The 25,420-nt window shown below is 59.5% G+C and carries 22 protein-coding genes, 2 tRNA genes and 1 pseudogene; 11 read left to right on the top strand and 14 right to left on the bottom strand.

Annotation, left to right across the window (positions count from 1 at the left end; translation table 11 throughout):
• Positions 1–57 precede the first annotated feature (57 nt).
• Positions 58–1,149 carry an AAA family ATPase gene (locus EN818_RS02930; protein WP_189523761.1) on the bottom strand — a complete coding sequence of 364 codons (1,092 nt, stop codon included), beginning with the start codon at positions 1,147–1,149 and terminating at the stop codon, positions 58–60.
• 780 nt (positions 1,150–1,929) lie between these two features.
• Positions 1,930–2,637, bottom strand: a complete 708-nt coding sequence (locus tag EN818_RS02925; RefSeq protein ID WP_135903962.1) for a hypothetical protein — start codon at positions 2,635–2,637, stop codon at positions 1,930–1,932.
• Between the two features lie 89 nt (positions 2,638–2,726).
• Between EN818_RS02925 and EN818_RS02920 the strand changes: the two genes are divergently transcribed.
• Complete coding sequence (locus EN818_RS02920) at positions 2,727–2,948, top strand: helix-turn-helix transcriptional regulator (RefSeq protein ID WP_135903960.1); 222 nt, start codon at positions 2,727–2,729, stop codon at positions 2,946–2,948.
• Positions 2,949–3,241: 293 nt separating this feature from the next.
• On the opposite strand, the gene EN818_RS02915 is transcribed toward EN818_RS02920, so the two are convergent.
• Together EN818_RS02915 and EN818_RS02910 are read right to left on the bottom strand one after the other, a co-directional pair.
• Positions 3,242–3,892: a hypothetical protein gene (locus EN818_RS02915; RefSeq protein ID WP_135903958.1), complete on the bottom strand. Its 651-nt coding sequence runs from the start codon at positions 3,890–3,892 to the stop codon at positions 3,242–3,244.
• Positions 3,874–4,260, bottom strand: a complete 387-nt coding sequence (locus tag EN818_RS02910) for a DUF6602 domain-containing protein (RefSeq protein WP_135903956.1) — start codon at positions 4,258–4,260, stop codon at positions 3,874–3,876. The genes EN818_RS02915 and EN818_RS02910 overlap by 19 nt, the downstream gene beginning before the upstream one ends.
• Before the next feature lie 230 nt (positions 4,261–4,490).
• Here EN818_RS02910 and EN818_RS02905 point away from each other — a divergent pair, with 230 nt between their 5' ends.
• The gene (locus EN818_RS02905) at positions 4,491–5,534 is read left to right on the top strand and encodes a hypothetical protein (protein WP_135903954.1); all 1,044 of its coding nucleotides are present in this window, start codon (positions 4,491–4,493) and stop codon (positions 5,532–5,534) included.
• On the opposite strand, the gene EN818_RS32520 is transcribed toward EN818_RS02905, so the two are convergent.
• From EN818_RS32520 to EN818_RS02885, 5 genes and pseudogenes are all read right to left on the bottom strand, one after another.
• Positions 5,531–5,674 carry a hypothetical protein gene (locus tag EN818_RS32520; RefSeq protein WP_189523760.1) on the bottom strand — a complete coding sequence of 48 codons (144 nt, stop codon included), beginning with the start codon at positions 5,672–5,674 and terminating at the stop codon, positions 5,531–5,533. The two genes, EN818_RS02905 and EN818_RS32520, sit on opposite strands and share 4 nt — an antisense overlap.
• 162 nt (positions 5,675–5,836) lie before the next feature.
• Complete coding sequence (locus EN818_RS02900; RefSeq protein ID WP_135903952.1) at positions 5,837–6,811, bottom strand: hypothetical protein; 975 nt, start codon at positions 6,809–6,811, stop codon at positions 5,837–5,839.
• A gap of 60 nt (positions 6,812–6,871) precedes the next feature.
• Positions 6,872–8,038 (bottom strand): DUF262 domain-containing protein, encoded by a 1,167-nt coding sequence (locus tag EN818_RS02895; RefSeq protein ID WP_135903950.1) that lies wholly within the window; start codon positions 8,036–8,038, stop codon positions 6,872–6,874.
• Positions 8,035–9,242: pseudogene (locus tag EN818_RS33480) on the bottom strand (adenine-specific methyltransferase EcoRI family protein). Before EN818_RS33480 ends, EN818_RS02895 begins: the two are co-directional and overlap by 4 nt.
• A 316-nt stretch (positions 9,243–9,558) precedes the next feature.
• A tRNA-Thr gene (locus tag EN818_RS02885) sits at positions 9,559–9,634 on the bottom strand.
• A 278-nt stretch (positions 9,635–9,912) separates the two neighbouring features.
• On the opposite strand from EN818_RS02885, the gene EN818_RS02880 reads away from it, so the two are divergent.
• The 3 genes from EN818_RS02880 (at position 9,913) to EN818_RS02870 (ending at position 10,993) form a co-directional block, all read left to right on the top strand.
• A complete protein-coding gene (locus EN818_RS02880; protein ID WP_095807347.1) occupies positions 9,913–10,080 on the top strand; it encodes a hypothetical protein in 168 nt (55 codons plus the stop codon).
• Positions 10,081–10,265: 185 nt separating this feature from the next.
• Positions 10,266–10,463 carry a hypothetical protein gene (locus EN818_RS02875; protein WP_095807348.1) on the top strand — a complete coding sequence of 66 codons (198 nt, stop codon included), beginning with the start codon at positions 10,266–10,268 and terminating at the stop codon, positions 10,461–10,463.
• 209 nt (positions 10,464–10,672) lie between these two features.
• Entirely contained in the window at positions 10,673–10,993 is a 321-nt protein-coding gene (locus EN818_RS02870; protein ID WP_095807349.1) for a BA14K family protein, read from the top strand.
• Positions 10,994–11,066: 73 nt separating this feature from the next.
• On the opposite strand, the gene EN818_RS02865 is transcribed toward EN818_RS02870, so the two are convergent.
• Positions 11,067–11,324, bottom strand: a complete 258-nt coding sequence (locus tag EN818_RS02865) for a PepSY domain-containing protein (RefSeq protein ID WP_095807350.1) — start codon at positions 11,322–11,324, stop codon at positions 11,067–11,069.
• A 407-nt stretch (positions 11,325–11,731) separates the two neighbouring features.
• On the opposite strand from EN818_RS02865, the gene EN818_RS02860 reads away from it, so the two are divergent.
• Together EN818_RS02860 and EN818_RS02855 are read left to right on the top strand one after the other, a co-directional pair.
• Entirely contained in the window at positions 11,732–13,546 is a 1,815-nt protein-coding gene (locus EN818_RS02860) for an adenylate/guanylate cyclase domain-containing protein (protein WP_095807351.1), read from the top strand.
• 90 nt (positions 13,547–13,636) lie between these two features.
• The gene (locus EN818_RS02855; protein WP_095807352.1) at positions 13,637–17,959 is read left to right on the top strand and encodes a cytochrome P450; all 4,323 of its coding nucleotides are present in this window, start codon (positions 13,637–13,639) and stop codon (positions 17,957–17,959) included.
• 107 nt (positions 17,960–18,066) lie between these two features.
• On the opposite strand, the gene EN818_RS02850 is transcribed toward EN818_RS02855, so the two are convergent.
• Positions 18,067–18,753, bottom strand: coding sequence for a Crp/Fnr family transcriptional regulator (locus EN818_RS02850; protein ID WP_095807353.1), 687 nt, complete (start codon positions 18,751–18,753; stop codon positions 18,067–18,069).
• 574 nt (positions 18,754–19,327) lie between these two features.
• Between EN818_RS02850 and EN818_RS32515 the strand changes: the two genes are divergently transcribed.
• Positions 19,328–19,498, top strand: coding sequence for a hypothetical protein (locus EN818_RS32515; RefSeq protein ID WP_165349838.1), 171 nt, complete (start codon positions 19,328–19,330; stop codon positions 19,496–19,498).
• 80 nt (positions 19,499–19,578) lie between these two features.
• Here the strand turns inward: EN818_RS32515 and EN818_RS02845 are convergent.
• Positions 19,579–19,653: transfer RNA gene (locus tag EN818_RS02845), tRNA-Val, on the bottom strand.
• A gap of 115 nt (positions 19,654–19,768) precedes the next feature.
• Positions 19,769–20,449 (bottom strand): phosphoglycolate phosphatase, encoded by a 681-nt coding sequence (locus tag EN818_RS02840; protein WP_095807354.1) that lies wholly within the window; start codon positions 20,447–20,449, stop codon positions 19,769–19,771.
• A 147-nt stretch (positions 20,450–20,596) separates the two neighbouring features.
• Here EN818_RS02840 and rpiA point away from each other — a divergent pair, with 147 nt between their 5' ends.
• The 3 genes from rpiA (at position 20,597) to gor (ending at position 23,397) form a co-directional block, all read left to right on the top strand.
• Positions 20,597–21,328 (top strand): ribose-5-phosphate isomerase RpiA, encoded by a 732-nt coding sequence (gene rpiA, locus EN818_RS02835; protein ID WP_095807355.1) that lies wholly within the window; start codon positions 20,597–20,599, stop codon positions 21,326–21,328.
• Complete coding sequence (locus EN818_RS02830) at positions 21,315–21,899, top strand: DUF2059 domain-containing protein (RefSeq protein ID WP_095807356.1); 585 nt, start codon at positions 21,315–21,317, stop codon at positions 21,897–21,899. The genes rpiA and EN818_RS02830 overlap by 14 nt, the downstream gene beginning before the upstream one ends.
• A 109-nt stretch (positions 21,900–22,008) precedes the next feature.
• Positions 22,009–23,397, top strand: a complete 1,389-nt coding sequence (gor, locus tag EN818_RS02825; RefSeq protein WP_095807357.1) for a glutathione-disulfide reductase — start codon at positions 22,009–22,011, stop codon at positions 23,395–23,397.
• A 114-nt stretch (positions 23,398–23,511) separates the two neighbouring features.
• On the opposite strand, the gene EN818_RS02820 is transcribed toward gor, so the two are convergent.
• Positions 23,512–25,404, bottom strand: a complete 1,893-nt coding sequence (locus EN818_RS02820; protein ID WP_165349837.1) for an ABC transporter ATP-binding protein/permease — start codon at positions 25,402–25,404, stop codon at positions 23,512–23,514.
• Positions 25,405–25,420: the final 16 nt, after the last annotated feature.

The following is a 25,420-nucleotide window of genomic DNA, read 5'->3' as shown; positions in this document are numbered from 1 at the left end:
CACCCCCTTTAAAAAGGGGGTTTGGGACATTAGTGGAAGACAGGCACGAAAGGCTTTCTAATGGGACGTAACCTTTCGGGGTGCAATTGTCCCAGGGTATGGGGCGTCCATTACGGAGTCTATTTCTGTCGGGCTGAGTTTTGGGGGCTCCTTCAACAGGCGGCCAACTTCAGATTTCGATATGCCCGTCAGTTCTTGTATTTCCCGGTACGATTTTCCGCCGGCAGCCAAATCCCTAACCTGATCCATTTTGGCCTTTTTGCCGACTGGTCTCGTCTCCCAGGAGGCGACGCCTTTATTCTCAGAGAACCTTGCCTCAAACGGCTCAGCATCATCACCGAGGAACCCGCGCTGTTTTTCGAAGCTGATCACAAAGCGTGCTCCCTCGCTTGGCTGGTAGCCATCTGGGTTGCTCAGTTTGATTACGGTATCGAGAACATCTTCGCGCTTGGAAGTCCCACGCTGTTTTCCGCCCTTGCCCGCATGATGGACGAACAGCACGGCCACCCCCTGGCGACGGAGTCTCAGCAGCCAATCCTGCATGAACGTCCATGCCTCGTCTGAGCTTTCGGACCCCGTTCTTGTGAGGGTCGAGAGATTATCGAGAACCAAGAGGTCTGTTTGGTCCGGTTCCCCTAGTCTGAGGGCATTCTCGACAGCGCTCCGGCCGTCAGGTGCTTCGGAGGCGAGGTCGGGGATCCCATGGCGCTGCAGGTCGGCTGCAAAAAGGCGCAAGAAGTCTTTTTGGGGCGGAGCATCGAGCCCCGCCACCATCCATTTTGCCCTTTCCTGCAAGTCGTTGAAAGGCATCTCGCCGTCTACATAGAGTACACGACGTGGCCTAGGGACCTTCCAACGCAAGAAGTCTGTCCCGGTTGCAACGGCGAGCGCAATTCCCAGGCTTAGGAAGGTCTTCCCGACCCCTCTTGGCGCATAAATTTCTATCAATCCTTTTTCGGGGATGATCGGAACCATCAGCTTTTCGCGAGGAGGTTGAACCCTGGTTGCCCACTGATCCCAGTCCAGAATGACAAAGTCTGAAGCGTTTTCGTTGGCCGCATCCGGGAAAACGGGCTGGGGTACCAACTTGCCGGAGCTGAGCTTTTTGGATTTGCTGTTCTTCGGAACAGCTGCGTTAGCCTTATTCATTGCCGCCCTCTCTGTTGGCTGGGTCCAGCATTTTCCCGACGCGAGGCTTCCCATTGGAGCAACTCGCCTTCGGGCCAATAGCGCCTTCTTCCGACGTAGAGGGGTTGCGGAAAGCCAACGTCGCTTTGGAGCCAACGAAATATTGTCATGAGGCTGACCGAGTAGCGGCGAGCTACCATCCGTGCGGGTAAGAAGAGTGTGTTAGAGGTATTCGGCTGGACACGGGCGTCGCCCGCCTGGGTCCACATTTCAGCCAAGGGTGAGGGGCCGCGTAGCCGCAGGCACCGCGCTACCCCCATAGAAGGTGAGTGCATAGTAGTTGTCCGGTCGGTTTCCGCTAAGCACGTTATTGTGCGAAAGCGCGTGGTTATTTGGTTCCTGATACGTAATTAGTCGGGAAACATAATCAATAGTCTAAAGAAAACTTTCTATATTTCTCGTTTAAACGAGCATCTCGGGTAACTGCAGTAAGTCCGCTGACTACTTGCAGGGTACTGTCTGTGTGCTGCTCCATCTATTATAGGCAACCTTATTAGGCAAAACGGGGGAATGAGGGCGCTAGCCGTCGGCAGGGATCTGCGTTGTCCCCGTCCTTACCCGGTTGCGGGGAGTGCTCCGGCGGCCTAATTTGCGCTCTCTTCTGCGCGGCTCCGGACACCGGCTCTAATTACCTGCCACTACAACTCTGAATTTGCAGCCAAAGACGGGACATATGGACAGTGCGTGCATCAGCGACGAGTTCAGTGGGCGTCAATGGCGGACCTCCAACGTCTCTAGCTGTTATGGTCTCTCCCCCAGGCGTTGCCAGTACTCTGGGTTGTTTGGAAACTCTCTCCAAAATCCATCCACCGCTGTCCGCAGAGAAGGCCAATCCTCAATCTGACGCGCGACGATCTCTTGGAATGCCTTGGTCTCTTCGTCACATGGCCCCGGCATGAGGGGACGGCTGCGAGTGAGATGCAGCTTCAATCCGTCAGTGTCATCAAGCTCCGTAATTGGCCCATAAAGGAAGTGCCGCTTGACATAGCGCCGCGTAAGGGCCCCATTTGAAAAGACGTCGCCGATATCAAACAGGAAATCCCGTACCCATCGTGAAACGTCATCTTTAAACAGAACCAAGACGGCGATAAGAAACAACCCAATTTGGGTTTGCGGGGGAAGAGACCAATCGAAAGCGTAGGAAGCTGCGAGAACAGCGGCGCCGCCGATTAATAGGCCAGGCAGGCGCCGAACTAGAACTGCGGGAAGCATGAAAATTCCGATCACTAAGGCAACCGCCCGGCTAAACATAACTAGCAGGATAGTGCTTTCACCCCATCTTTCGCTTTGCCCCTGAGCCCACAGGGCAAACATCACTGCCTCAATTTTTGCCTTTTGGTCGGGGGGCTGCCTCGCGATGGCACTTGCCCGAATGGCGCCCTTAAAGCTCCCGGATTGGACTTCCCCCGCGAACTCGGCCGGCCGTCCGAATGGCCAATCCGTGGACATGGTGAGCCTTTCCTGGGTTCGGGGTGCAACTACCTATTTTGTTCAGTATATCGAGGTGTATATTTTGAGCAACTGAGTTCGCTTCCCGCATGGATTTGCGGGACGTTCTTGCTGCTAATTTGCGACGGCTGAGACATGCAAGAGGTCTGTCTCAGGACGACCTTGCGTATGAGGCGGACGTTAGCCGGAGCTATCTCAGTCAGATCGAGAAGGGCAAATATTATGCGAGCCTCAGGATCATTGAGCAGCTCGCTGTGGTTCTGCGAGTCGAGCCGTGGGAACTCTTGAAAGGCCCGAGGAATGGGAGGTAGGAGCTACATTTAAGATCCTGGCAGCGACCTTCGACGTTGGCCGGTATGAAGATTTGGGTTAATGGGCGTCGAATTCGAACAAGTGGAATGCTAAGGACGAATTGGTGCGAAAAATGCAGCACCCGTCAGGTTAGCATACTGGCTAATCGGAAACCGCTAAAGCCTTTCGAAATAAGGATTCGAAGACTTGGCGGAAGAAGTGGGAGGCCAATTCTCGGCGTACGGAATTGATCTTGCTGAATTTTTATCAGCTACAGCATCGCCTATACCAAGGACTGTACCAAGAATTGAAATCACTGCCCATCGTCGTGGCCCTGCGGTTTTTGCGCGAGCCTCAAGCTGGCCGCTCGGTTGTAGTGCTCGATGTCGACCGGATCGAAAAAGTCTCGTCGGTAGAAGAAGCTATCGGGAACATCCTTGGCTTCTCCTCCTTGTGCCTCCACCATTGGAGTTAAACTCTCCCTATCAACTTTGAGCGCGAGCCCTTGAACCAGCGAATTCAAAACCACCGGCATATCCATCAGAAAGCGCCAAAATCCGTTGGTGCTGATTGGAGAAGTGCGCTCATGTGGTTCTCTGTAAACCATATGTTGCAGAAACAGCCCGCTGCCTTCATCCAAGACACATAACCCGTCAACGTGAACCTCGCCCATTTTTCTGGTTACGGTGTCGAACATTTGGGAGAGGCTTTTTTCGCTGGGTCCTTCGTAGCCAAATATAAAGAAGCGCGGAGGCAGGCTGCCGGAATATTGCTGATGCGCGACTAGCTCCATTGGTCTTGGCACCAGCGGCCTAAGATATTTCTTGTTAGGCTTGCCAGCTGATGTTTTGCAAAGGGAGTGGATACGGGAGAATTTATTAAACGCGTCTGCGAGCTCTTTTTTGTCTATCCGAGTTTTGACTTCAATGACCCCGTAGACCATCTCTACGGATATACCTGCCATGCTTCGGACGAATAGAATGGAGCGTTGTTGATCGCATCATAGATGATGATGTCACACTGGGCGCTCTGGTCTATCTTTTCTCCTCCGGATACCAAGAACCCAGTTCCTATCCCAAATTTGGGCGGCAGATAGCTGCGTAGCATTCGAACGAGATGAGTTTCGTTTAGGCGACCAATTTCGCCACGATGGGACGTGAGTGAACTGAAATATTCTCGCTCTAGGCGCAGCTTCGCTATGTTGCCTGCCATTAGTTTTTCGATATCGAATTCGAACGATGCCACGGCCCGCCCCGCTTTTCCCCACAGTTTTCCGCCAGACTTATCGCACAACGTAATTGGGCGGCCAATGGCCGTTAAATTTGCAGTCACGCAGTGTTCTGATCAGGACACTGTGCGAGCCTCGATCGCCACGACGCGATGGTGGGCCATGGCCCTATGGCCGCCGCGCGGAGGTCTTGGCTATCTTCTTGATAGTTTCGTGTTGACTGGTGCGCAGGTGCGCCGCGAAGCTCACGCCTCGGCGATCTTCTCGATGTCAGATGCGTCGGCAGATGCGAGTTCGGGATGAGCGATCAGATTGACAATCGGGGAGGCGGGCTTTGACAGGCGACAAAGATCATTTCAAGGCAGACGAGCCCCGGAAGCGTCCGATTGACAAGTTGAGGGAAAGCGCAGGCGTGATGGACGTCGGCGATAGCAGTGAAGGTGCAGTTGCGGGCATGGTGCCGACCAAGAAATCGCTTTTCATAGTCAAGGAGCGCGCGGTCTACGCGCTACAGCTTGCGGATCACGTCGATCCCAAACGGGAGAACATCCACGTGCCAAACAGCATGCAACTTGTCGCTAAATCCGGTTCGCAGTCGAACGAGGTAAGCCGCACTTTATTGACAGCAGAGGCACTGTTCACAAAGTCCTTTTTTTCTTCAGACGAAGTTCGTGAGGCCTGCTTGATGGCCTCGATTGCCACAATGAAGGAGCTGTTAGCGGTCGCGCAGATTGCTGACCAATTCAAGGCAGATCAGGAAGCCGCTGAACAATCCTATGATGCGGTTCCCAAGTCGAGAGCATTGCGGCTTCCAGCGGTCACTGAAGTCGAGAGCCGGGCAAAGAATTTTATATTGAAGGCAGAGAGCACCCTTCAATCCATTGTCGATATTGCCGGTGTGTTTTACCGGGAAGAACTTGCGGCAAAAGGGTGGCCTGACACCCTCGTAGTTGCTGTCGAAACACGGGCCGGGAGAGAAGCAAATTTTACGAAATTCGCACGCGCTTTGGCCGACTTCATCAAATTTATGAGGAACGCTCGCCACTGCATTATCCACCGCGACCACACGAAATGGCTTGAATTGTCCGACTTCCGATTGACCCCACAGAACACCGTCGAGCCGCCGTCGATTGCGATCGTCCATCCCGATACGCCAATGAGTGAAGTCCCACTTCTTACCTTTATGACGGATGTTGTGGACAAGATCGGAGAAGGTGCCGAGCAGCTTATGGCGCATTTGGCAGGTGCCCATATGGAACCGCCCGGGAAGTTTCCAATCATTGTAAATCTTGTACCTGAAGAGCAACGGCGAAAAGACACGCAAGTTAGATACGGCTATTTCATCCGCATGGGTAACGAGTGGGTAAAGCTTGGCTAGACCGACTGATTCGCGATCTTGGCCGCCTGGCGCCAAGCTGGCCGCTCAGGAAGGGATCGAAGTTCGCCCGGCAAGCGTGATTGCCACGCTGCGCTGCGCGCGGCCATTGCCGGTGCCGGATCGATGAACGCAATTTCCATGTGTCAGCTCCCCTTGTTCACAAAGCGCTCAAGAGCCGTCACTTGAGCAAAAGCGGTCGCGCAGAGCAACTACAATTGCTCCTCAGTCTTTTGACGAAGAACTAATTGTGCCCGCGATTCCCACGACCGCATTTGTTTGGTTGATAGAGCAAGCTCATTCATTCAACCTGACAGGGGGAAATATTTATCTGCCATGGCCGAAGCGCCTTGGAGGTACTGCTCGCAAGTCTTCAAAATGATATGGCCGCAGATTGTCACTGCACGCCCTGCGAAGATTGAGTATTCGACCTCCTTGCCAATGTGACCTTTGTGAAAGATGGCGCTCCGATACCCATAGACGTCATCCCACTCCTTTTTCAGGGAACTGAGCCCTGCTTTTTCAAGAGCTCTCAAAACGCCTTGCCGGAGGCTTAGGTGATGCGAGTGACGTTTGATGGCTTCGACAACCTCTGCTGTTTCTTCGACCGCCAGGCCCGAGGCGTGTTCCGCCAACTTGGCAGCTTCTGCGATCAAGGCTTTTTGGTCCGGAAGCCAATCCTCGTCCTGCCCCAAACCTTCAACAGTGGATATCGCCAGCACGAGCTGCGCAAGCGGTTCGGGGTTCATGAGAGCGGAGTTCAGTAGTGTAATGGCTTTGATCAAAGCGTCTGGCAGATCGAGATCGCCTTTGGCCAGCAAACTATCAATGCACTCGAAAAATGGTCCAGGATTTGTTCGCACGACGCCGGTTGCTGAAATCTTGTATACGCCAACCGCTCCGTCATCTGGGTAAACATCAATTCCGTGAATGACTGGTCGGTACGTCTTGCCGCTTTCAGCATTCATCTGTTTCAACAATTCGTCGCTTATCCAGCCGGCCTGCTTCTCAAAACCAGCGTCCACTCCTAAACGCACAAAGAGCGATGAGATCAATGTCGCATTTTTCATCCGCATCGCGAATGATCGGGCGTCGTCTTCTGAAGCGAATTCTCCCACCTTCATTATTAGCCATTCATTTTCTGAAATGGCTGTTTCTTTGCTCTCGCCCGTCAGCGTGGCCTTTTTCCCCGAGAGATGCAGTTCAAGCTGTGTGTCGTCCACCTGCAAATGTTTGCCGACGCGAAATCGAAATCTCACGGTATAGACAGTTCCTGGCATCCATCACCCTCACTCTTCTCATCTGCTTAGTCGTCGTGGTCGATCTGTGACACCGCAACACTACCGATTGCCCTTGGCGCGATTGTGAGTGGTACAGAGCATTTGGCAGTTCATAGCCGAGCTCCCGCCGCCCTTGCTCCATGCCGCAACGTGGTCCCCGTCCATTTCGGCGAAAGTCCATATCTTGTCTTTGTTGGCAGCATGGCCGACCGCACAAAGCGGGCAATTTGATCCGCCATTGGATTTTGCAGCTGCGGTCTGCTGGGAGTAGACGGACTTCTTGGTCGCCTCGTCGAATACCCGTACATCCAGGAGCTTGGTATCCTGAAGACCGCCAAGAATGTATTCGAAGACGCCGCGACGACTCTTAACGTACGGGTCGGCATAAAGCCGCTTCACCTCGACTGAGACGTTGGATGGATTGTAAGACTTGGAGTGATATTGCTCGTAGAGCCGTCCCCACTCCAGCCCCTGCATTTCCTTTTCGACGTCTGTGAACACACTCGACACCCAGTCGATTACGCCGTTGAAGTAGTTTTTCAGCTCGTTGATGTCGCCTTTAGTGCGATGGGCGCTCATGTAGCCCCCGATATCGCCTTTGCTGACCCACTCCAGCGCCCGCTCCAGGAATGCCTGGCGGTTTGCGCTGCCCCTGATGTAGGCGCTCCATTTCTGGATGTTGGCGTTCTGGCTGTTGCTGAACTCGGCCTTGGCGAGCGTCACGAATGGCCCGGAGTAGATGGCGTTCAGCAACTCCTGATCGTTGAGTGGAACTCCTGCAATGTTGATGGTTTCGAACCACTGCTTGATCTCGGTCTCGGTGCCCTCGCACTCATAGATCAGCAATTTCGAGTCTCGAATTTTGGTTTGTTGGTCGGAGGGCAGGCTGCTGAAGTACTTCGGATTGCCGCTATCCGTGATCGCGAACTTGTTCGTAACGAACCGTCCGATGCTGGTGATCCGCTGCTGGCCATCCAGCACCTCCAACTTGTCGTCCGCCACTATGTTGAAGTAGATCAGCCCGAGCGGATATCCCTTGAGGAGCGAGTGGATAACCGCCTGCTCCCTATTTCCGCCGCCATCCGCATAGATGAAGTTCCGCTGGTACTCCGGTTGAATGGTGAGCTTCCCGCTCAGCCCGAACAAACCCTTGCCCTCCAATTGGTTGTAGACAAACCCGTCGCAAATGTCGGCGACGCTGATGTCGGTTCTCAGAGCAGCCTTCATTTTTTCGCTCCTGCGGGCTGGGTACGGTGGCGGATGAAGATTCGCCGGTAGACGCCCCTGACGGGATAGCCCACGTCAAAGTGAGTCCCAGCGCCGAAGGATTCTGTTCTGATAACCGCCCTAAGAGTTCCGGTGTTCGATTTCACCCGCACGCCATCCACGACCCGTTCCTTCTTCCCGTACTTCTTGGTCATGGGGTAGTCGGGGCCACCGCTGAGCCCCAAGATGTCAAACTGGTCGGGGTTGTAGCTATCCAGAAAAGTAATCGGGACGCCCATGGCGCCTTCGTGGTCACTGGGGATTGCGTCGGTGAAAGGCACCTCGATGGCATCGTAGTTGTCATACTGGTCGTACGCCGTCTTGCCTCTGATCTCCTTGTGATTGCTGAATTTGAGGTTGTCCGCCATGGTCATGAGGGGCAGCTTCTCGTGACGTCGGCCATGATCCAGGTCGTCCACCAGCGGACGCCCTTGATGCGGATGTATTTCGCGCCATTTTCGTCGACGCGCCAACCAGCCGCGTTCAGCGGATAGTGGTCAGGAACGCGGAATTCCCGGTCGCCGCTATGGATGGTGACACCCATCCATAGCTTGTTTGCCTTGATGAGCGGAAAAATCTCATTGTAGGTGATCGCCTGCACGTTACCGATAATCAGGAACTTCTTTCCGTGCTCCACCAGTTGGGCGACGTATTCGCGGAAAAGGGAGAAGGGCGGGTTGGTAACAACGATGTCCGCCTCTTTCAGGATCGCGATGCACTCGTCGCTCCGGAAATCGCCGCCATCCGCCGGGCGTCTGCGGGTGTGGGGGTTTCGCTTCAGGAAGAGTTCTACGTCATCAATCCCCGACGCGCCGTCTCCGTTGAGATCTTTTACTTCCTCGATCTCGACGGCAATCGCCTTTGGCTTTTGGCGTAGGCCGTTGCCGTCGATGTACTCATCGAACGTGAGTTGTGCGCCGGCGATCGGTGAGCCATCGTAGCTGGTCGTAATCAGCTTCTTGAGTCCGAGCTTGTTGAAGTTGGCGGCGAAGTACTTGAAGAAATTGCTCTCGAAGGGGTCGTCGCAGTTGCAGTAGACAACCTTGTTGCGGAAGGTGTCCGCATCGAACTCCAAGTAGGCCTCGACCTCTTTCTGGATGTCTTCGTACTGCGTATAGAACTCGTCCTGCTTTGCCGTTTTCGCGGCGTGCAGGCTTTGATTCATCGGCACATCGTCCGCCTTCTGAGGTGCAGGCGTTTTCCGCGAAGCTGTCTTCACCATGGTGTTGCGTAATCCGTCGAGGTTAGCCGAATCATGAATGGAGCGTCCGAATAGCCGTAGTCCAATAGCGCAGTTGATAGGACGATAGAACTAGGGCCGAGCCCTTCTTGCAGACGGATCAGAAGACGATTAGCGCCGCGCGGCCAATCTACACGCTACGCCAGCCGTTCAGCTTCCCATTCCGAAGCCGCCGTAACTGCGGGTATGATTTTTGACGGCTACTTGATGCCGTCGGTGGTGGTGCCGGAGGTGCAGGGGGTGGTGCCGCCTGAGGGACTCGAACCCCCGACCAATAGTTTACAAAACTACTGCTCTACCATCTGAGCTAAGGCGGCACATTACCCGTACGTATACCCCTGAAAACCAGCTTTGAAAAACATTTAGGCTTTTCAACACCTTAGCCGATTGATCCAGCGAATTACAAAACCGCTGCTCTACCAGCTGAGCTACAAGGGCACGGCGCTCCGGTAGCACATTTCGTGCGCCAGTAAAGACAAAACTCCGCTTTCGGTTGCCGAAGGACCTCGCCCCGTGTCCGGGCCGGCATGCTGAAATGCGTCACTGGGCTTCCTACATCTCAAAAGAGGTGCAATCGCATCGAACGGGGTGTCGCATGATCAGGTTTGTCATCATCCTGCCGATCATCGTGGTGACGTGGCTTCTCCTGTTGAAGCTCATCAGCGATTTGAAGAAGGCCAATATCGACTGGACCGGCGTTGCCGTCATCATCGGGTTTATAACGCTGGCCTTCTGGCTGCGGCACGTCACCGGGATGGGGTGAGGGGAGCGACTAGGGAGCAGCGAATAGCGAAATAGCGAATAGGGAAGCGACAATTCGTGAATTGCACTTTTCCTGCTCGCTATTCGCTACTCCCTATTCGCTCAATTTCGAACCTTTTCCGGCTCCGCCACGACTGATCTCCCAGAGGCGAATGGTCGCCTCGATCAAGGATCCAGGAGATCGTCATGTTCAAGCGCACACTCACCTCAGGCCTCGTCGCCATATTCGTTGCATCCGGCGCGCTCGCCGGCACCGCGCAGTCGTCTTCGGCCCACGGCATGCATCATCACCACCATCATCACCACCACAAGCACCACAAGAAGCCTTGGTGGTGGTGGCATCATCACCATCGCCACCACGGCAAGGTGATCATCTTCCTTTGACGAACAGACCAATCGTCTCGAAAGGGCGGCTCCGGCCGCCCTTTCTTCGCCCGGCGGTAGAGCCGTGCTGTCGTCCCTCGACAAAACCGGGCGGCTTCTGCGGCCCTCGAAAAAAAGTTGCAAGGAAACTTCGAACCTTCTTCGCGGTCGCTGCGACAGATGATCAAGAGGCGGACGGATCGCCTCGGTCAACGAACCAGGAGATCATCATGTTCAAGCACACGCTCGTTTCCGGCCTCATCGCCACCACCGTCGCCGCCGGCTCGCTCGCCGGCACCGTCCAGCCTTCGGCTGCCCATGACCATCATCATCACCACCGCCGCGAGCTCGGCATCGGCATTGCCGCCGGCGTCGGCGGCTTCGTGCTCGGCAGCCTGCTGGCCCAGCAGCAGCCGCAGCCGGTGTATGTCGAGGAATACGGCGGTGGTTCCTGGCATGTGCGCCGCTGCCTAGCCCGCTACGCCAGCTACGATCCGGGCTCGGACACCTATATCGGCTACGACGGTTACCCGCACTACTGCCGGCTTTGACAGCGCCAGCGGTCCGGCATAGAAGAGGGGCTCGCACGAGCCCCTTTTCTGCCATCCGCATGCCAAATGGCCGCTACTTCGGCTCGCCGGTCATCGGGTCATAAGTGATCTCGACCTTGGCCTTGTCAGTCGTGTAATAAGTGACGGTGTAACCGTCGCTGCTCCAGTCGACCTCCTTTACATAGCGAAAGTCGCCGCGCTGCTCGACCTTGGCGATGATCTCGGAGAGCTTCTTGGCATCTTGCGGCGGCAACGCCTTCTCGTCGGCCGCCAAGGCAGATCCGCCGAACAGTAGACCCGTGATTCCGATTGCCAAAACAACAGTGCGCATGACGGCCCCTCATCTCGTGCTGGCATTGGTGCGGTAAGAAACTCGCATGCGACCCCGTTGGTTCCGCCAGCCGGCAGGCAGCGACTGCTCCAGGGTCGGTCTCGATGATGCGGAATCTCCGATTCGAGGAAGCGGGAATAGACAAATCTCAACCAGTCCAATACGTAACTATGCTTAAGTGAAGTAGTGGATCAGGTAACAATCAGCTAACCATGCATGCGGCCACGCACTGCGTTCCATTAGCGGATCGTGGTAGAGCTTTTTCCCGGACCCTGTTAGACTTCTGGACATAACAGGGTGGCAACGGCGCGCCGAGCCTGCCGGGGATCTCCGTCGGCAAATCGGCGAAGTGTTCAAGAGCGGAAGTCGCCTGTACTGGAGCAGAAGCAGGGACCGGGGGCTCGACCATGGCTGAACGGCACTATACCCGTCAGCTTGCGACAATCATTTCCATCGATGCCGTGGGGTTCTCACGCCTGATGGGCATCGACGATGAGCTGGCCGTCGCGGCTTTCGAGGAACGGCGCGACATCATTGCCGACAGCTGCGGCAGCTTTGGCGGCCGCACCTTCGGCGATGCCGGCGACAGCATCATGGCGGAGTTCGGCAGCCCGATCGAAGCCCTGCGGGCGGCGTTCGATTTCCAGGACCGGATCGTTGCGCTGAACGCCTCGGTCGCCGAGGAACTGCGCATGCCGTTTCGCGCCGGCATCAACACCGGCGACGTCATCGTCCGCGAAGGGCGCCTTTATGGCGACGATGTCAACATTGCCGCCCGGGTCCAGGAATTCGCTCCGCATGGCGGCCTCGCCATCTCCGAGACGACCTGGCACCACGTGAAGGACAAGACGGCCGCGGCGTTCACCGACCTTGGCGAGTTCAGGCTGAAGAACATAGCCCTGCCGGTGCGCGTGCTGATTGCCGGCCGCAGCGGCAGCAACGGTGCCACGGCGCCCGCGCCTCTGGCCGCAATCCCCTCGGCCTCGGGCAATCACAGGCCGGTTCCGATGGGACCGCCGGCGATAGCCGTGCTTCCGTTCCAGGGCGACGGCAGCGAGCCCGATGTCGGTTACATGGCGGACGGCATTGCCGAGGACATCATCTACGGCCTCTCCAACACGCGCTGGCTGTCGGTCATTGCGAAGGGTTCCAGCTTCCAGTTTCGCGACGACAGCCTTGGGACCAAGCTCATCGGCAACGCGCTCGGCGCCCGCTATCTGGTCGGTGGCTCGCTGTCGCGCAATGGCGGGCAGATCCGCCTCAACGCCTCGCTGGCCGACAGCTCGAACGGACGCCTCGTCTGGTCGCAGCGCTTCGACCGCGATCTCGTCGATATCTTCAATCTGCGCGACCAGATCGGCAGCGAGATCGTCTCCATCCTCGACAAGGAAGTCGACCGCGCCGAGCAGGTCAGGACCTTCCAGGTGCCGTGGGAAAGCCTCGAGACCTGGCAATTGGTACGGCGCGGCCGCTGGCATATGAACCGGCGCACCCGCGGCGATACCGAGATTGCGCTCGAGTTCTTCGACAAGGCCTACAAGGAAGATCCCAATTCCAGCGCCGTGCTGAACGAACTGGCCTGGTGGTATTTCTGGCGTGCGTGGCTGCGCTTCGGCGACAGCGACGACCTCGACAAGGTCGAGGCCTTCGCGCGCAAGGCGCTCCTGATGGACAGTCTCGATGCCCGCCCGCACGCCTATCTCGGCGCGGCCGACATCATGCGCGGACGGCCGGCATCGGCGGCCGAGCATCTTGCCGAAGCGATCCGCATCAATCCAAGCTTTGCCTTTGCCCGCTCGGCGATGGGCAGTGCCCGGCTGCTGCTCGGCGACCCCGCCGGTGCGATCCCGTACTTTCTCGACACCGAGCGCTTGAGCCCATTCGACCTCTACCGGTTCCACAATCTTGGCGAGTTGGCCGCCGCTTACTGCTTCGTGGAGGACTGGCCGGCTGCGATCGCGGTCGCCGACCGCTCGCTGAACCTGTCGCCAGGCTATTTTTACGCGCGCTTCCTGAAGATAGGCGCCCTGACAAGGAGCGGCCGCCGCGACGAAGCTGCGCGCGAGCTCGCCGTCTTTACCACCAGGCATCCGGATTTTTCCGAGCAGAGGATACGCTGGATCCCGTTCGTCGACGCGGCCAAGAATAACATCCTCATCGCAAATTTCGATCTCGCCAAGTCGGTCCCGAAACCTGTCGGAGCTGAACGAGAACGATTGTGAAAGGCTTCACATACGCCGGACCGACGCGAACCTAGGCCATAGGGTTGCCGGCATCGCAATGACGTGGACCGCCGGGGGGCTCGAACGCGCATGATCAAGCTGAAATACTTCAAAGCCATCTTCGCAGCCCAGAAAGACAAGATCCAGCCGTCGGAGATGCCGCCGTTCGACATCAATCGGTTGCGCAAAACCGGCATATCGGCGCGCATTGCCAAGTTCATTCTCGAGGATCATCCGCGTCCGTTTCTGGCTTTCCTGCGACGCTTCTGGCCGAATTTTGCCCTGGGCAGGTTTCTTCTCGTCACCAAGGGTGTGGACGTTCGCGACATATTGGAGCGCGGCGACGAATTCGAAACGCCCTACGGACCGGAAATGACCGAACTGGGGGGATCGACCTTCATTCTCGGCATGCAGGATGGAGCTGCCTATCGGCAGATGAAGTCCGCGGTGCTGAGCGCCTTTCCGCCGGCTGTGGTCGAAGCCGTCGTCAGGCCGATCGCCGAGCGCCATGCGCGCGAGATCATGAGCCGCGCCGCCCCCGGTTTCGATGCTGTCGCGGAGCTGATGAAGATCGTGCCGGTGCGCATCTGCCGCGACTATTTCGGCCTTGATATCGACGACGAAACCGAATTCGCCGATTGGTCGATCGCGCTGAGCGCGCTGTTCTTTTCCGATCCTACCGCCGACCCCGCCACGCGCCAGCTTGCCGTCGTCGGTAGTGATCGCCTGATCAAGGTCATCGACCGTTCGATTGCCGCGATCAGGGGCAGGGCAGCGCCCGATAACCGGCCGCTGCCGCAGTTGGTCGAGTTTATGGACCAAGGCCGCCTGTCGCTGGCCGATGTCCATTCCATCATGCTCGGCATGGTGGCCGGATTTGTGCCGACCAACGTGCTTGCCGCCGGCAATTGCCTGGACGTGATCCTGTCGCGTTCGGATGCGCGACAGGCAGTTGACGCGGCCCTTGCCGAGAACGACACCGACAAACTCGACCGGGCGATCCTCGAGGCTATGCGCTTCAAGCCGATTTGGATCGGACCCTGGCGCTACACCAGGCGCGACGCGGTGATCGGCAAGGGCACGCGCCGGGAGCGGGTGGTCAGGGCTGGAACGGTGGTGATGCCGGCGACGCTTTCGGCCATGTTCGATCCTGAGATCGTGCAGAGGCCAAACGAGTTCGACATCTCGCGTCCGCATCGCGACTACATGGTGTTCGGCCACGGCATCCATCTGTGCATCGGTGCCGAGATCGCTCGAATCCAGATTGGCGAATGCGTGCGTGCCCTGTTCAGCAAGCCGAAGCTCAGCCGCGTCCGCGGCCGGGCCGGCAAGCTGGTCTATGTCGGCGCCTATCCGGCGAACCTCAAGGTCGATTTCGAACCGTCACCGCTCTGCCGCACGGTCGAACAGTCCATGGTCACGGTGGTCTGCCCGGTCACCGGGGCCGTTCCGCTGGACGCTGTGCGCGAAAAGGTCGCCGCTCTTGGCAATCCGGCAGCCAAGCTGTTGCGCGACGCGCTCGACGACGTCGGCACCATCCATTTCACCAGCCTTGCCGTTGCCGATACCGGCAAGAACGAGGCTTCGGACCACGAGACCGGAGCCCTTGTCCTGGAAATTTCGGGCGACGGCAGCAGCGACGACGTCATCGCTGACTTGACGAAAGCCATCGGAACTCATCTGCGGCCGATCTTCAGGGGCGCATGCGGCCTGTCCGACGGTGGCGCGCTGGAGGATTTCCTGCGCAAATATAGTGTCGAGATCTCGCCATCCTTTGGCAGCGCGGCCGGTCTGGTGTTTTCGGGAACGCCTGGCCACTCGGTCCAGCGCATCAAGGCCGAGCAGGAGCTTTTCGAAGCCGTCCGAGGTATCGTCGAGCAGCCGCGACGGGGCACCGGAAACGCGCCCGCGGTGCTGGCCGAAGCGCGTCGCCATGTCCAGGAGCTGGGAACATTCGCCTGGGCCTTCGAGCCAGCCGAGAGCCTGCTGGAAAAGCCGCGCGGCCGCTTGCGAGACGCGTTGAAGGCGACGTTGTTTGCTCCGCCGGTCCTTGTGAGCCTCGTGGCCGCGTGGCTCGCCGGCGCCTGGATGACCTATGCCAAAGTGTTCGACCCAGTGGGCGGGTTCACCTTCCGCAACCTTTGGATCGCCGGCACCTCGCTGTTGTTGAGCGCGCTCGGGATCCTGTTTTGCGCCGTGCTGTTGCTGGGGCTGTGCTTCTGGCTGTTGCGGCGCCGCGAGGACAAGGATCGCCCGCAAAGCGTCTCGATCGGGATTGGGGCGCTGGACAGGATCCTGGCCAACGAGGATCACGCAGCGCAGAACCACCTGACGGCGATCTCGACGATGAAGCCCGGTCTCCTGCGGCGGCTCGCGCTCAGGCTTACTTTCTACCTGATCTCGATCGCGGCGCGCAAAGTGTTCAAGCCGGGCTTTCTCAACACCATCAACACGATCCATTTCGCGCGCTGGATCCTGCTGCCGGGCACAAACCGGCTGATGTTCTTTTCCAACTACGGCGGCAGCTGGGAAAGCTATCTGGAGGACTTCATCGCCAAGGCCTCCGCCGGCCTGACCGGCGTGTGGAGCAACACGGAAGGCTATCCGCGCACCCGCTGGCTGTTCCTGGATGGTGCGCGCGATGGCGACCGGTTCAAGCGCTGGGCGCGACGCCAGCAGGTGCCGACCCTGTTCTGGTATTCCGCCTATCCTCATCTCAACACAGCGCGCATCCGCATCAATTCAGGGATCCGGCGCGGCCTTGCTTCCGCCATAGGCAACCAGGCGCGCGACTGGCTGAGCCTGTTCGGTTCGCTGCCGCGTCCGGCAACCGAAAAGACCGCCGTTCAAAAGACCACCTCGCTGCTGGCCAATGTCAGTTCGGCCTTCCCCCTCCCGCTCGAGCAGCAACTGGAGACCGGCGAGATCCAATCCATTTTCTTCGGCCCGTTCGGCGCGCTCGGCAAAGGACATATGCTGGCAATTCAGGTGCCGGACCATCTGCAGGCGGCAAGCCGCAGGGCGTGGCTGGACTTCGTCCTGGCACGGACGAGCTTCGGCGACAGCGTGCCGGTCGAGCGGGCCATGATCGTGGCCTTCGGTCCTGATGGGCTCAGGCGCCTGGGCCTGCGGGGCGGGGTCGACAACGATCCGCTCGAAACCTTCCCCGTCGCCTTCCGGCACGGCATGGGCAATCCGGAACGCAGCCGCATTCTCGACGATTCCGGCGCCGATGCACCGGACAAATGGGAATGGGGTTCGCTCGACAGGCCCATCGACGCGGTCGTCGTCTGCTACGCCAGAACGCCCGAGCGACTTCAGGCCGAAGTTGCCGCCGTGACCGAAGCAACGGTCAGCGCGGGGATGAAAATAGCCGCCGAATTGCCACTCGCCGTAAATCGCAAGCCGGAAGCGGACGGCGACAAGTCAGCGCGTGCCGCAAAGCAGGATGACGCCGCAAAAGGAGCCGGCAGGCAGCAACGCGAGCGGGCCTACGAGCATTTCGGCTTTGTCGACGGAATCTCGCAGCCGATCATCCGCGGCACCGCGCGCGCCAACAAGGGTGCCGCATCCATGCATCTCGTCGCACCGGGGGAGTTCCTGTTCGGCTATCGTGACGAGCACGGTTTCTATCCGTCATCGCCCTCCGTCGCCGCGGCGCAGGACCGGACCGGGATCCTCTCGCAGGTGCGCCGCAGCCGTCACATTCCAGGCCTGCCGCCACCGCCGCGCGATTTCGGCCGCAACGGCTCATTCCTCGTCGTGCGCCAGTTCGAGCAGCACGTCGACCGCTTCCAGGACTACTGCAAGGAGGCCGCCGTACGGGCCGCACGCGACACCGGCAACGCGGCCGTCACGCAAGACTGGGTCGCCGCCAAGATGCTCGGCCGCTGGCAGAACGGCAGCTCGCTGACGCGCAATCCCGACCGCCCGGGACGCGCGGTGGACAATGACTTCGCCCTCGGCGCCGAGGATCCGCAGGGCCATCATTGTCCTCTCGGCGCCCATATTCGCCGTTCCAACCCGCGCGATTCGCTGGGAGAGGACCGCGAGACGCAGATCCAGATCGGCAAGCGTCACCGCATCCTCCGGGTCGGCCGCACCTACGAGAAAAAGAAGAAAGGCGGGAAAGTCGAGAAAGGCCTGCTGTTCATGTGCCTCAACGCCGATATCGAGCGGCAGTACGAGTTCATCCAGCAGACCTGGGTGTCGCAGACCTCGTTCCAGGGTCTGGTGGCCGAGAAGGACCCGATGATCGGCACGCAGGGCAGCGCCAATGGCCGTTTCACCATTCCTGCCTGGGAAAAAGTGACGGTGCTGGAGAAGATGCCGCAATTCGTCACCACCAAGGGCGGCGGCTATTTCTTCATGCCAAGCCGCTCGGCGCTGCGCTACCTGATCTCGCGGCTCTGATTTGGGAGCGGGTGCATCCGGGTCGCGCAAAACTGTGCAGCGGTTTTGCGAGACGGACAAAGCATAAAACCTAAGGCGCGTCGGACTCTTTTCAGCGCGACGTGCTTCTAGTCGTCATCCTGCGATTCCGCGATCTGGTTCAGAGCACCGGCGTTGGTGATGCGCAGTCCGCCGCGCTTGATCGCGATCATCTGCCGGTTGCGCCAGTCGTTCAGCGTCTTGTTGACCGATTCTCGCGTCGCACCGAGAAACTCTCCGAGCTCGGACTGGGAAATCGGAATCCAGCCTGCCGGATCGGCCATGACGCTGCTCAGGAACACCAAACGTTTGGCAAGCCTGGCTTCGATGCCGAAGAAAGCCTGGTCGCCCAACTCGCCGCTGACCCAACGCAGCCGCGCGCAGAGCAGCTCGATCATCGCGCGCGCAAGCGGCGGATTTTTCTCGATACGATCGAAGAGTTGCGATCGGCTTAGCGAGACCAGCTCGCAAGCGGTGAGGCAGATCGCCGTTGCCGTTCGCGGGCGTCCGTCCAGCGCTCCGATCTCGCCGACCAGGCTCCGCGACAACTCGATATTGGCCACCAGTTTCTGGCCGCCAGGCGAATAGATCGAGATCTCGACGGTGCCGTTCATCACGCCGTAGATGCGGTCGGATGCGTCCTCCTGCACGAACAGGTGCTGGCCGGCCGCGTAACGCTCCACCTTGCATCCGGCGAACAGCAGATCAAAATGGCGCGGATCGATCCGCGCTAGGCGCGGTAAGTCGGCCCTATCATCCCCGCCGGTCATGGGCATCACGCGATTCCGCCTTTTGTCGAGCGGAAATTGTAGGATAAGTGCGTGTTCGATCAAAGCCTCGTCTCCTTCGTGGTTGCTACAGCAACGCGGACGGCCTCTGTCGAAGTGCGGGCGCCAGACGTATGCTGCAGGCATCAACTAGCCGGCAAAGTTCCTGCAGTAAGGAGACCGGGGCGCGCTGGCGGCCACGAACCGATCTTCGAAACGCCGCCTGCGCGCGTGGTGGGAGGAACCGACGCGCGCAGACCGCAAATCTGAAATGGCTTGGTGATCCAAATTTCTTGCTGGGGACGACCCCACGCTCACAGCCCGGAATTCGACCTGTGCATCGAAGCAAGAGGATCAGCGCCACCCGGCCAACTGTTTGCCGCGAAATGCGACCAGCGTATGTGAAGGCGCTCACAGAAGCGTCACCCTCACGGCAGGAAGCTGGAATCTATCGAGGCCGGCAGGCTATGGGTGCTTCGCGCGACAGTCCCGCATCAGGCCGATTGCAGAATTCGAAAAAGCGCTTTATGGAGCGCTCGGCCGATTGAGGGCGGCTTTCCATCGTATTCCACAAGGTTGCCCCATGCCCGATAACTTCGCGCGCGTCGTCGCTTTCCTTGCCGTTGTGCTGGCCCTGCTGTGCGCCGGGTTCCACTTTCACAACGGCAACGTCATTGCCACGCTCTACTTCATGACCGGGTCCATCCTGGTCACGGCCGTGACGCATCTGAACGTGCGCAGAGGGCTGATCTGAGCGGCCGCTGGGCGCCGGTTTCCGCCACCTTGTTGTCGAAAGGCTCACCTGGGGCTCATCCAACCCGACCGCGAGTTGGATGGTGGGCGATGCAGGGATTGAACCTGCGACCCCACCCGTGTGAAGGGTGTGCTCTCCCGCTGAGCTAATCGCCCGCTCGTTGCCCGAAGGCCAAGCGAGCCGCGATATAAGGGAGGCGGGTGCGTGAAGTCAAGGCGATGTGCCGACGATCTCGCAGCTATCGAATGTCACGCGCACCGGCCTTGCGGCTCAGTCCGCTGCGGCGATCAGCCGTTCCGCGAGTTGGGGCGTCAGCGTGTCGAAATGCGAGATCACCAGCGTGGGCTCGAACTCGCGCACGTGGCGATCCGTATAGCCGAAGTCGACCGCCACCACCGGAATGCCGGCTGCCTTGGCGGTGTCGATATCCGTCTGCGAATCGCCGACCATCAGCGCTTTTTCCGGATCGCCGCCGGCCAGCCTGATCGTCTCGGTGAGATGGCGCGGATCGGGCTTGCGGAAGGCGAACGTATCCTGGCCGCAGATCGCGGCGAAGTAATCTTCCAGACCAAGCGCGCCGATCAGCGCGACGGAGTTCGCTTCGTATTTGTTGGTGCAGACCGCCATCAGGTAGCCGGCCGCCTTGAAACGCTGGAGGGCCGCGACGACGCCGGGGTAGGGGCGTGACTTGCCGGGAATGTTGAGCGTGTAGTGGTCGAGGAAAAGCTTCAGCAGCCGATCATGCTCTTCGGCCACCAGCGACTTGTTCTGTGCGGCATGCGCGCGCTCGATCATGACGCGGCCGCCATGGCCGACGAAACGTCTGAAGCCGGCTTCGTCGACGGCGGTGAGTTCGCCGGCGGTCAGGCTGTGGTTGAGGCTGTCGAGCAGGTCCGGCGCAGTGTCCACCAGCGTCCCGTCGAGGTCGAAGATGATGATCGGTCGGGTCATGGCCAGTCCTGCGCGATTGAGTTGAGGCAGCCGATACAGGGTGGGCCAGTTCCAGGCAAGCCGGCTCGATCGGTCCACAGGCTGAGCCTTTGACGCGGCAGGCAAAGATGCTAGGAGGCGCGCGAAACCAGCGGAGCCGGAACAGGCATGGACGCAAGGCAGTTGAAAGTCGAAGCCGCGCGCGCGGCCCTAGCCCATGTCGGCAGCGGCATGCGGCTCGGCATCGGCACCGGCACGACCGCGGAGGAGTTCGTCCGGCTGCTGGCCGAGAAGGTCGCGACCGGCCTCACCGTCATCGGCGTCCCCACATCCGAGCGCACCGCGGCTCTTTGCCGTGAGCTCGGCGTGCCGCTCTCCACTCTTGAGGAGACACCGGAACTCGATCTCACGATCGACGGCGCCGACGAGGTCGATCCGGAACTGACATTGATCAAGGGCGGCGGCGGGGCGCTGCTGCGCGAGAAGATCGTGGCGGCGGCCTCCGAGCGCATGATCGTCATTGCCGACCGGTCGAAGATGGTGGGCATGCTTGGCCGCTTTCCGCTGCCCATCGAGGTCAATAAGTTCGGCCTACGCGCGACCGAGATTGCCATTGCCGCGGCAGCGGCAAGCCTCGGCCTTGCCGGCCCCATTACATTGAGGATGACGGGAGCCGAGCCATTTGTTACAGACGGCGGCCATTTTATCCTCGATGCATCTTTTGGCCGCATTCCGGATACAAGAGCGCTTTCGCATGCTCTCCACGCCATTCCAGGCGTTGTCGAGCACGGTCTTTTCATCGGGCTGGCGTCAACGGCCATCATCGCCGGCGGCGACGGCATTCAAACCGTCCATGCCCCCCGAAAACCAGGGAGTCCTATTCATCATGATGTTGCATAACCGGGTTCGCCGCCTTTCGACCATTCTGGCGGCCTCAGTCGTCCTCGCGCTGTCTTCGCCGGCATTTGCGCAGGATGTCAGCGAATCGCATCTCAAGGCCGCGCGTGCCGCGGTCGTTGCGATCCACGCCACGGATTCCTTCGACAACATCCTGCCGCAGGCCGCGGCGGCGCTCGAGTCGCAGCTGATCCAGAAGAACCCGGATATGCAGGAGCTGATCGCCAAGACGGTCACCGAAAAGGCCATGTCGCTGGCGGCGCGGCGCGCCGATCTCGAGAAGGAAGCAGCTATGGCCTACGCCAAGGTGTTCTCCGAAAAGGAGCTCAACGACATTGCCGCCTTCTACAGCTCCGATTCCGGCAAGAAGCTGCTCGACAGCGGCCCTGCCGTGACGCGCGACCTCGTCAAGGCTGCCGATATCTGGCAGAACGGCCTGGCCCGTGATCTCGCCCAGCAGGTTGGTGAGACGCTGGCGGCCGCCGCCAAGGCAAAAGCTCCGGCCGCCCCGGCGGCCGCGGACGGCTCCGCACCCGCGGACAACGCGGCTCCGGCCGACGACTCGCAGAACTGATGCGGCCCCAGCCATTGGACCAAGAAAGCCCGGCCTCGCCGGGCTTTTCTTTTGATCATTGGCAGCCTACCTCTGGCTCGTCCTTCTATTGCGCAGGAGTACCCTCGTCATGGCCGGTTACGACTACGACCTTTTCGTCATCGGCGGAGGTTCGGGCGGGGTGAGGGCGGCCCGCGTGGCTGCCACGCTGGGCAAGCGCGTCGGCATTGCCGAAGAATATCGCTTTGGCGGCACCTGCGTCATCCGCGGCTGCGTGCCCAAGAAGCTCTACGTCTACGCCTCGCAATTTCCAGAGCATTTCGCAGACGCCGCCGGCTATGGCTGGAGGGTGCCCGAGGCGAGCTTCGACTGGCCGACCCTGGTGGCCAACAAGGACAAGGAGATCGCCCGGCTCGAGGCGATCTACAAGAGCAACGTCGATGGAGCCGGCGGCGAGACCTTCCACTCGCGCGCCATGCTGATCGATCGGCATACCATCCATCTGCTCGGCGAGGATCGCACCGTCACCGCCGACCAAATTCTGATCGCCACCGGCGGCCGGCCCGCACCGCATCCCGCGCTCGCCGGCCATGAGCATTGCATCTTCTCCAACGAGGCTTTCGATCTGAAGCAGTTGCCAAAGGCAATCATGATCGAGGGCGGTGGCTACATCGCCGTGGAGTTCGCCAATATTTTTCATGGCCTCGGCGTCGAGACGACGCTCGTCTATCGCGGCAAGGAGATCCTGTCGCGCTTCGACATGGACCTGCGCCGCACGCTGCACGAGACGATGGAGAAGAAGGGCATCAGGATCCTGTGCCATTCGATCTCCGAATGGGTGCGGAGGAACCCGGCCGGCAGATTGGATGTGCTGCTCTCTTCCGGCAAGACTTTGACGGTCGACCAGGTGATGCTGGCGATCGGTCGCCTGCCTAATACGGAGAATATGGGACTCGAAGGCGTCGGCGTGGAACTCGGCAAGACGGGTGCGATCGTCGTCGACGAGTATTCCCGCACCAACATCGACAACATCTGGGCGATCGGCGACGTCACCCACCGCGTGCAACTGACGCCGGTCGCGATCCACGAAGCGATGTGCTTCATCGAGACCGCCTTCAAGAACAACCCGACTTCCCCTGACCACGACACCATTGCGACGGCGGTGTTCTCGCAGCCAGAAATCGGCACCGTCGGCCTGTCCGAGGACGAGGCGGTCAAGCGCTTCGCCGACATTGAGGTCTATCGCGCCTCCTTCCGTCCGATGCGGCACACGCTGTCCGGCCGCGACGAGAAAATGCTGATGAAGCTCGTGGTCGACGCCGGCACCAGAAAGGTGCTCGGCGCTCACATTCTGGGGCCCGATGCCGGCGAGATGGCGCAGCTTCTCGGCATTCCATTGAAGGCCGGGCTGACCAAGGAAGACTTCGACCGCACCATGGCGGTACATCCAACCGCGGCGGAAGAACTGGTCACCATGTACAAACCGAACTACCGCGTGAAGAATGGCGAGCGCGCCTGAAGCTTCGCATCCGGGGTCCGCGGCTAGGGGCTGGCAAGCCGAGGCGGGACCGGCGCGACTGTGACCGATCGCGCCATTCCGGTGGCTGGCGAGCGGCCAAGGGCTCGTTGGCTGTTATTTCTGCTTTAGCCGCCGCGGAAAGCGCAGCCACTTGTCCTCGGTCGGCCTGGGTTGGGCGAGGATGGTCGTGAGCTCGCGCGGCAGGGTGGGAACCAGCGGTTTCTTGGTTGCGACGCCGTCGGAGATCGCCACCACGCTGTGATAGAATTCCTCGCCCGAGAGCGAGCGCGGCGGCACGGCCTCATGCATCACGCTGATGACCGTGACGTCCGGGCAGTTGGCCTTGATCGCCTCGTGGAAGGCGATCTTGCCTTCGGGGTCGAGCGCGCCGGTCGCCTCGTCGAGGAACAACAGTCCCGGCTGCTGCAGGATGATGCGCGCGACCACCAGCTTCTGTTTCTGGCCGCCGGACAGGACCTGGTCCCAGATCTTGCCCTCGCGGCTTTCATCGGCAAGGTGCTCGATGAATTCGCCCAGGCCGGCCTTGTGTAGCGCCGCGGCCACCTGCATGTCGCTGTGATCGTGCTCGGAGCCCGGCAGGCAGACCAGCTGCTTCAGCGACACCTGCTGCAGCTTGACCTCCTGGGCGGCGTAAAAATTGGTGATCCCTTCCGGGAACACGATGGTGCCGCGGCCGTAGGGCCACAGGCCGTTGATCGCCTTGATCAGCGAGGTCTTCCCGCAACCGGATTCGCCCTTGAGGAACGTCCATTCGCCGCGGCGGAAGCGCAGGTTCGCAGCGCTGAGGAAGGGCGTGGCGTCCTCGCCCTGATGTGCCAGCTCGAGCTTCTGGATGGTCAGGCCGAAAACCGGGTTCTGGCTGGCGAAGCTGAAGTCGGAGCGGCCCGTCTGCTGGTAGAATTCCTGCGGCTTTTGCACGCCCTCTATCGCATTGGCGAGTTCGGTCACGCGCTGTGCGTTGGCCCGCAAAGTGGCAATGTCTGGCATCACGCGGATGAGCCAGGAACACTGGCCGATCAATTGGTTGATCATCTCGGCGCCGGTTACGTAGCCTTTGAGATCAAGCTTGTTGTGAATAAAGGAGACCAGACCAGGCGCATAGGCGATGATGCGAAAGCCCATAAAATTGTGAACCGCCTCGAATGAATTGTAACAGACGTTGACGACATTCAGCCTCGCCCAAGTCCGGTCGATGTCGCCATAGAGCCGGTTGTGCATCGTCTTCTGGACGTCTTCGGCGCGTGAGGCCGCGACATGGAAGCTACGACGAAGAAAGGTCGTCAATTCGCCGCGATAGCTGCCCTCGGCCTGCTGCAGCCGGACATTCAGGCGCTCTAGTGCTCGTCCAAGTTTTACTGCGATCCATGTGTTGAACGGCACGTAGGTTGCAATAGCGAGCAAGGCAAGAACCGCGCTGCCATAGGTTCCGAGGAACTCCAGCCCGGTAACCTCCACTGAAGACTGAATGAGGTTCTCGCCGATAAAATAGAGGGACGTGGCAACGCCAAGTACGCCCATGGCGAGGCCGATGGCACCGCCCGTCATGCCCTTGATCGATTCCTGGATGCGCTGGTCAATATTGTCAGGTGCGGCGGCCCCACTGCTTGGCGAACCATGCTGGGCGTGGAAATGGGTATGATTGGCATCAAGCAGTGCGTCATTGAACTGGCTGTTCAACCAGCCGCGCCATTTTCGGTGCAAGGTCGCCGACACCCAGCTTCTTGCGCCGGCGATGCCGGCATCTTTGAGCACAAAGAGAATCATGACGAGCCCCGCGTTGGTGAGCAACGTCTTGAGCGGCGAGGTGTTAGCAGCGTCATGATAGAAATTGACCGAGTTGGTCAATTCCCCCAGCATCAGAGCCAACCAGACACCGGTTTTGCTAAGAAGTGTTGTGAGAGATGCGATGACGAGCGTTAGCGTCCAGGCTTCCTTCCAGCGGTCGGAGAACCAGTAGGCTCGCATCAGCCCCCAGAAGCTACGCATCGACGACACCGGCGTC

The organism is Mesorhizobium sp. M3A.F.Ca.ET.175.01.1.1 (assembly GCF_004791945.1).
Taxonomy (GTDB): domain Bacteria; phylum Pseudomonadota; class Alphaproteobacteria; order Rhizobiales; family Rhizobiaceae; genus Mesorhizobium.
This window is presented reverse-complemented; position numbering and strand designations above follow the sequence as displayed.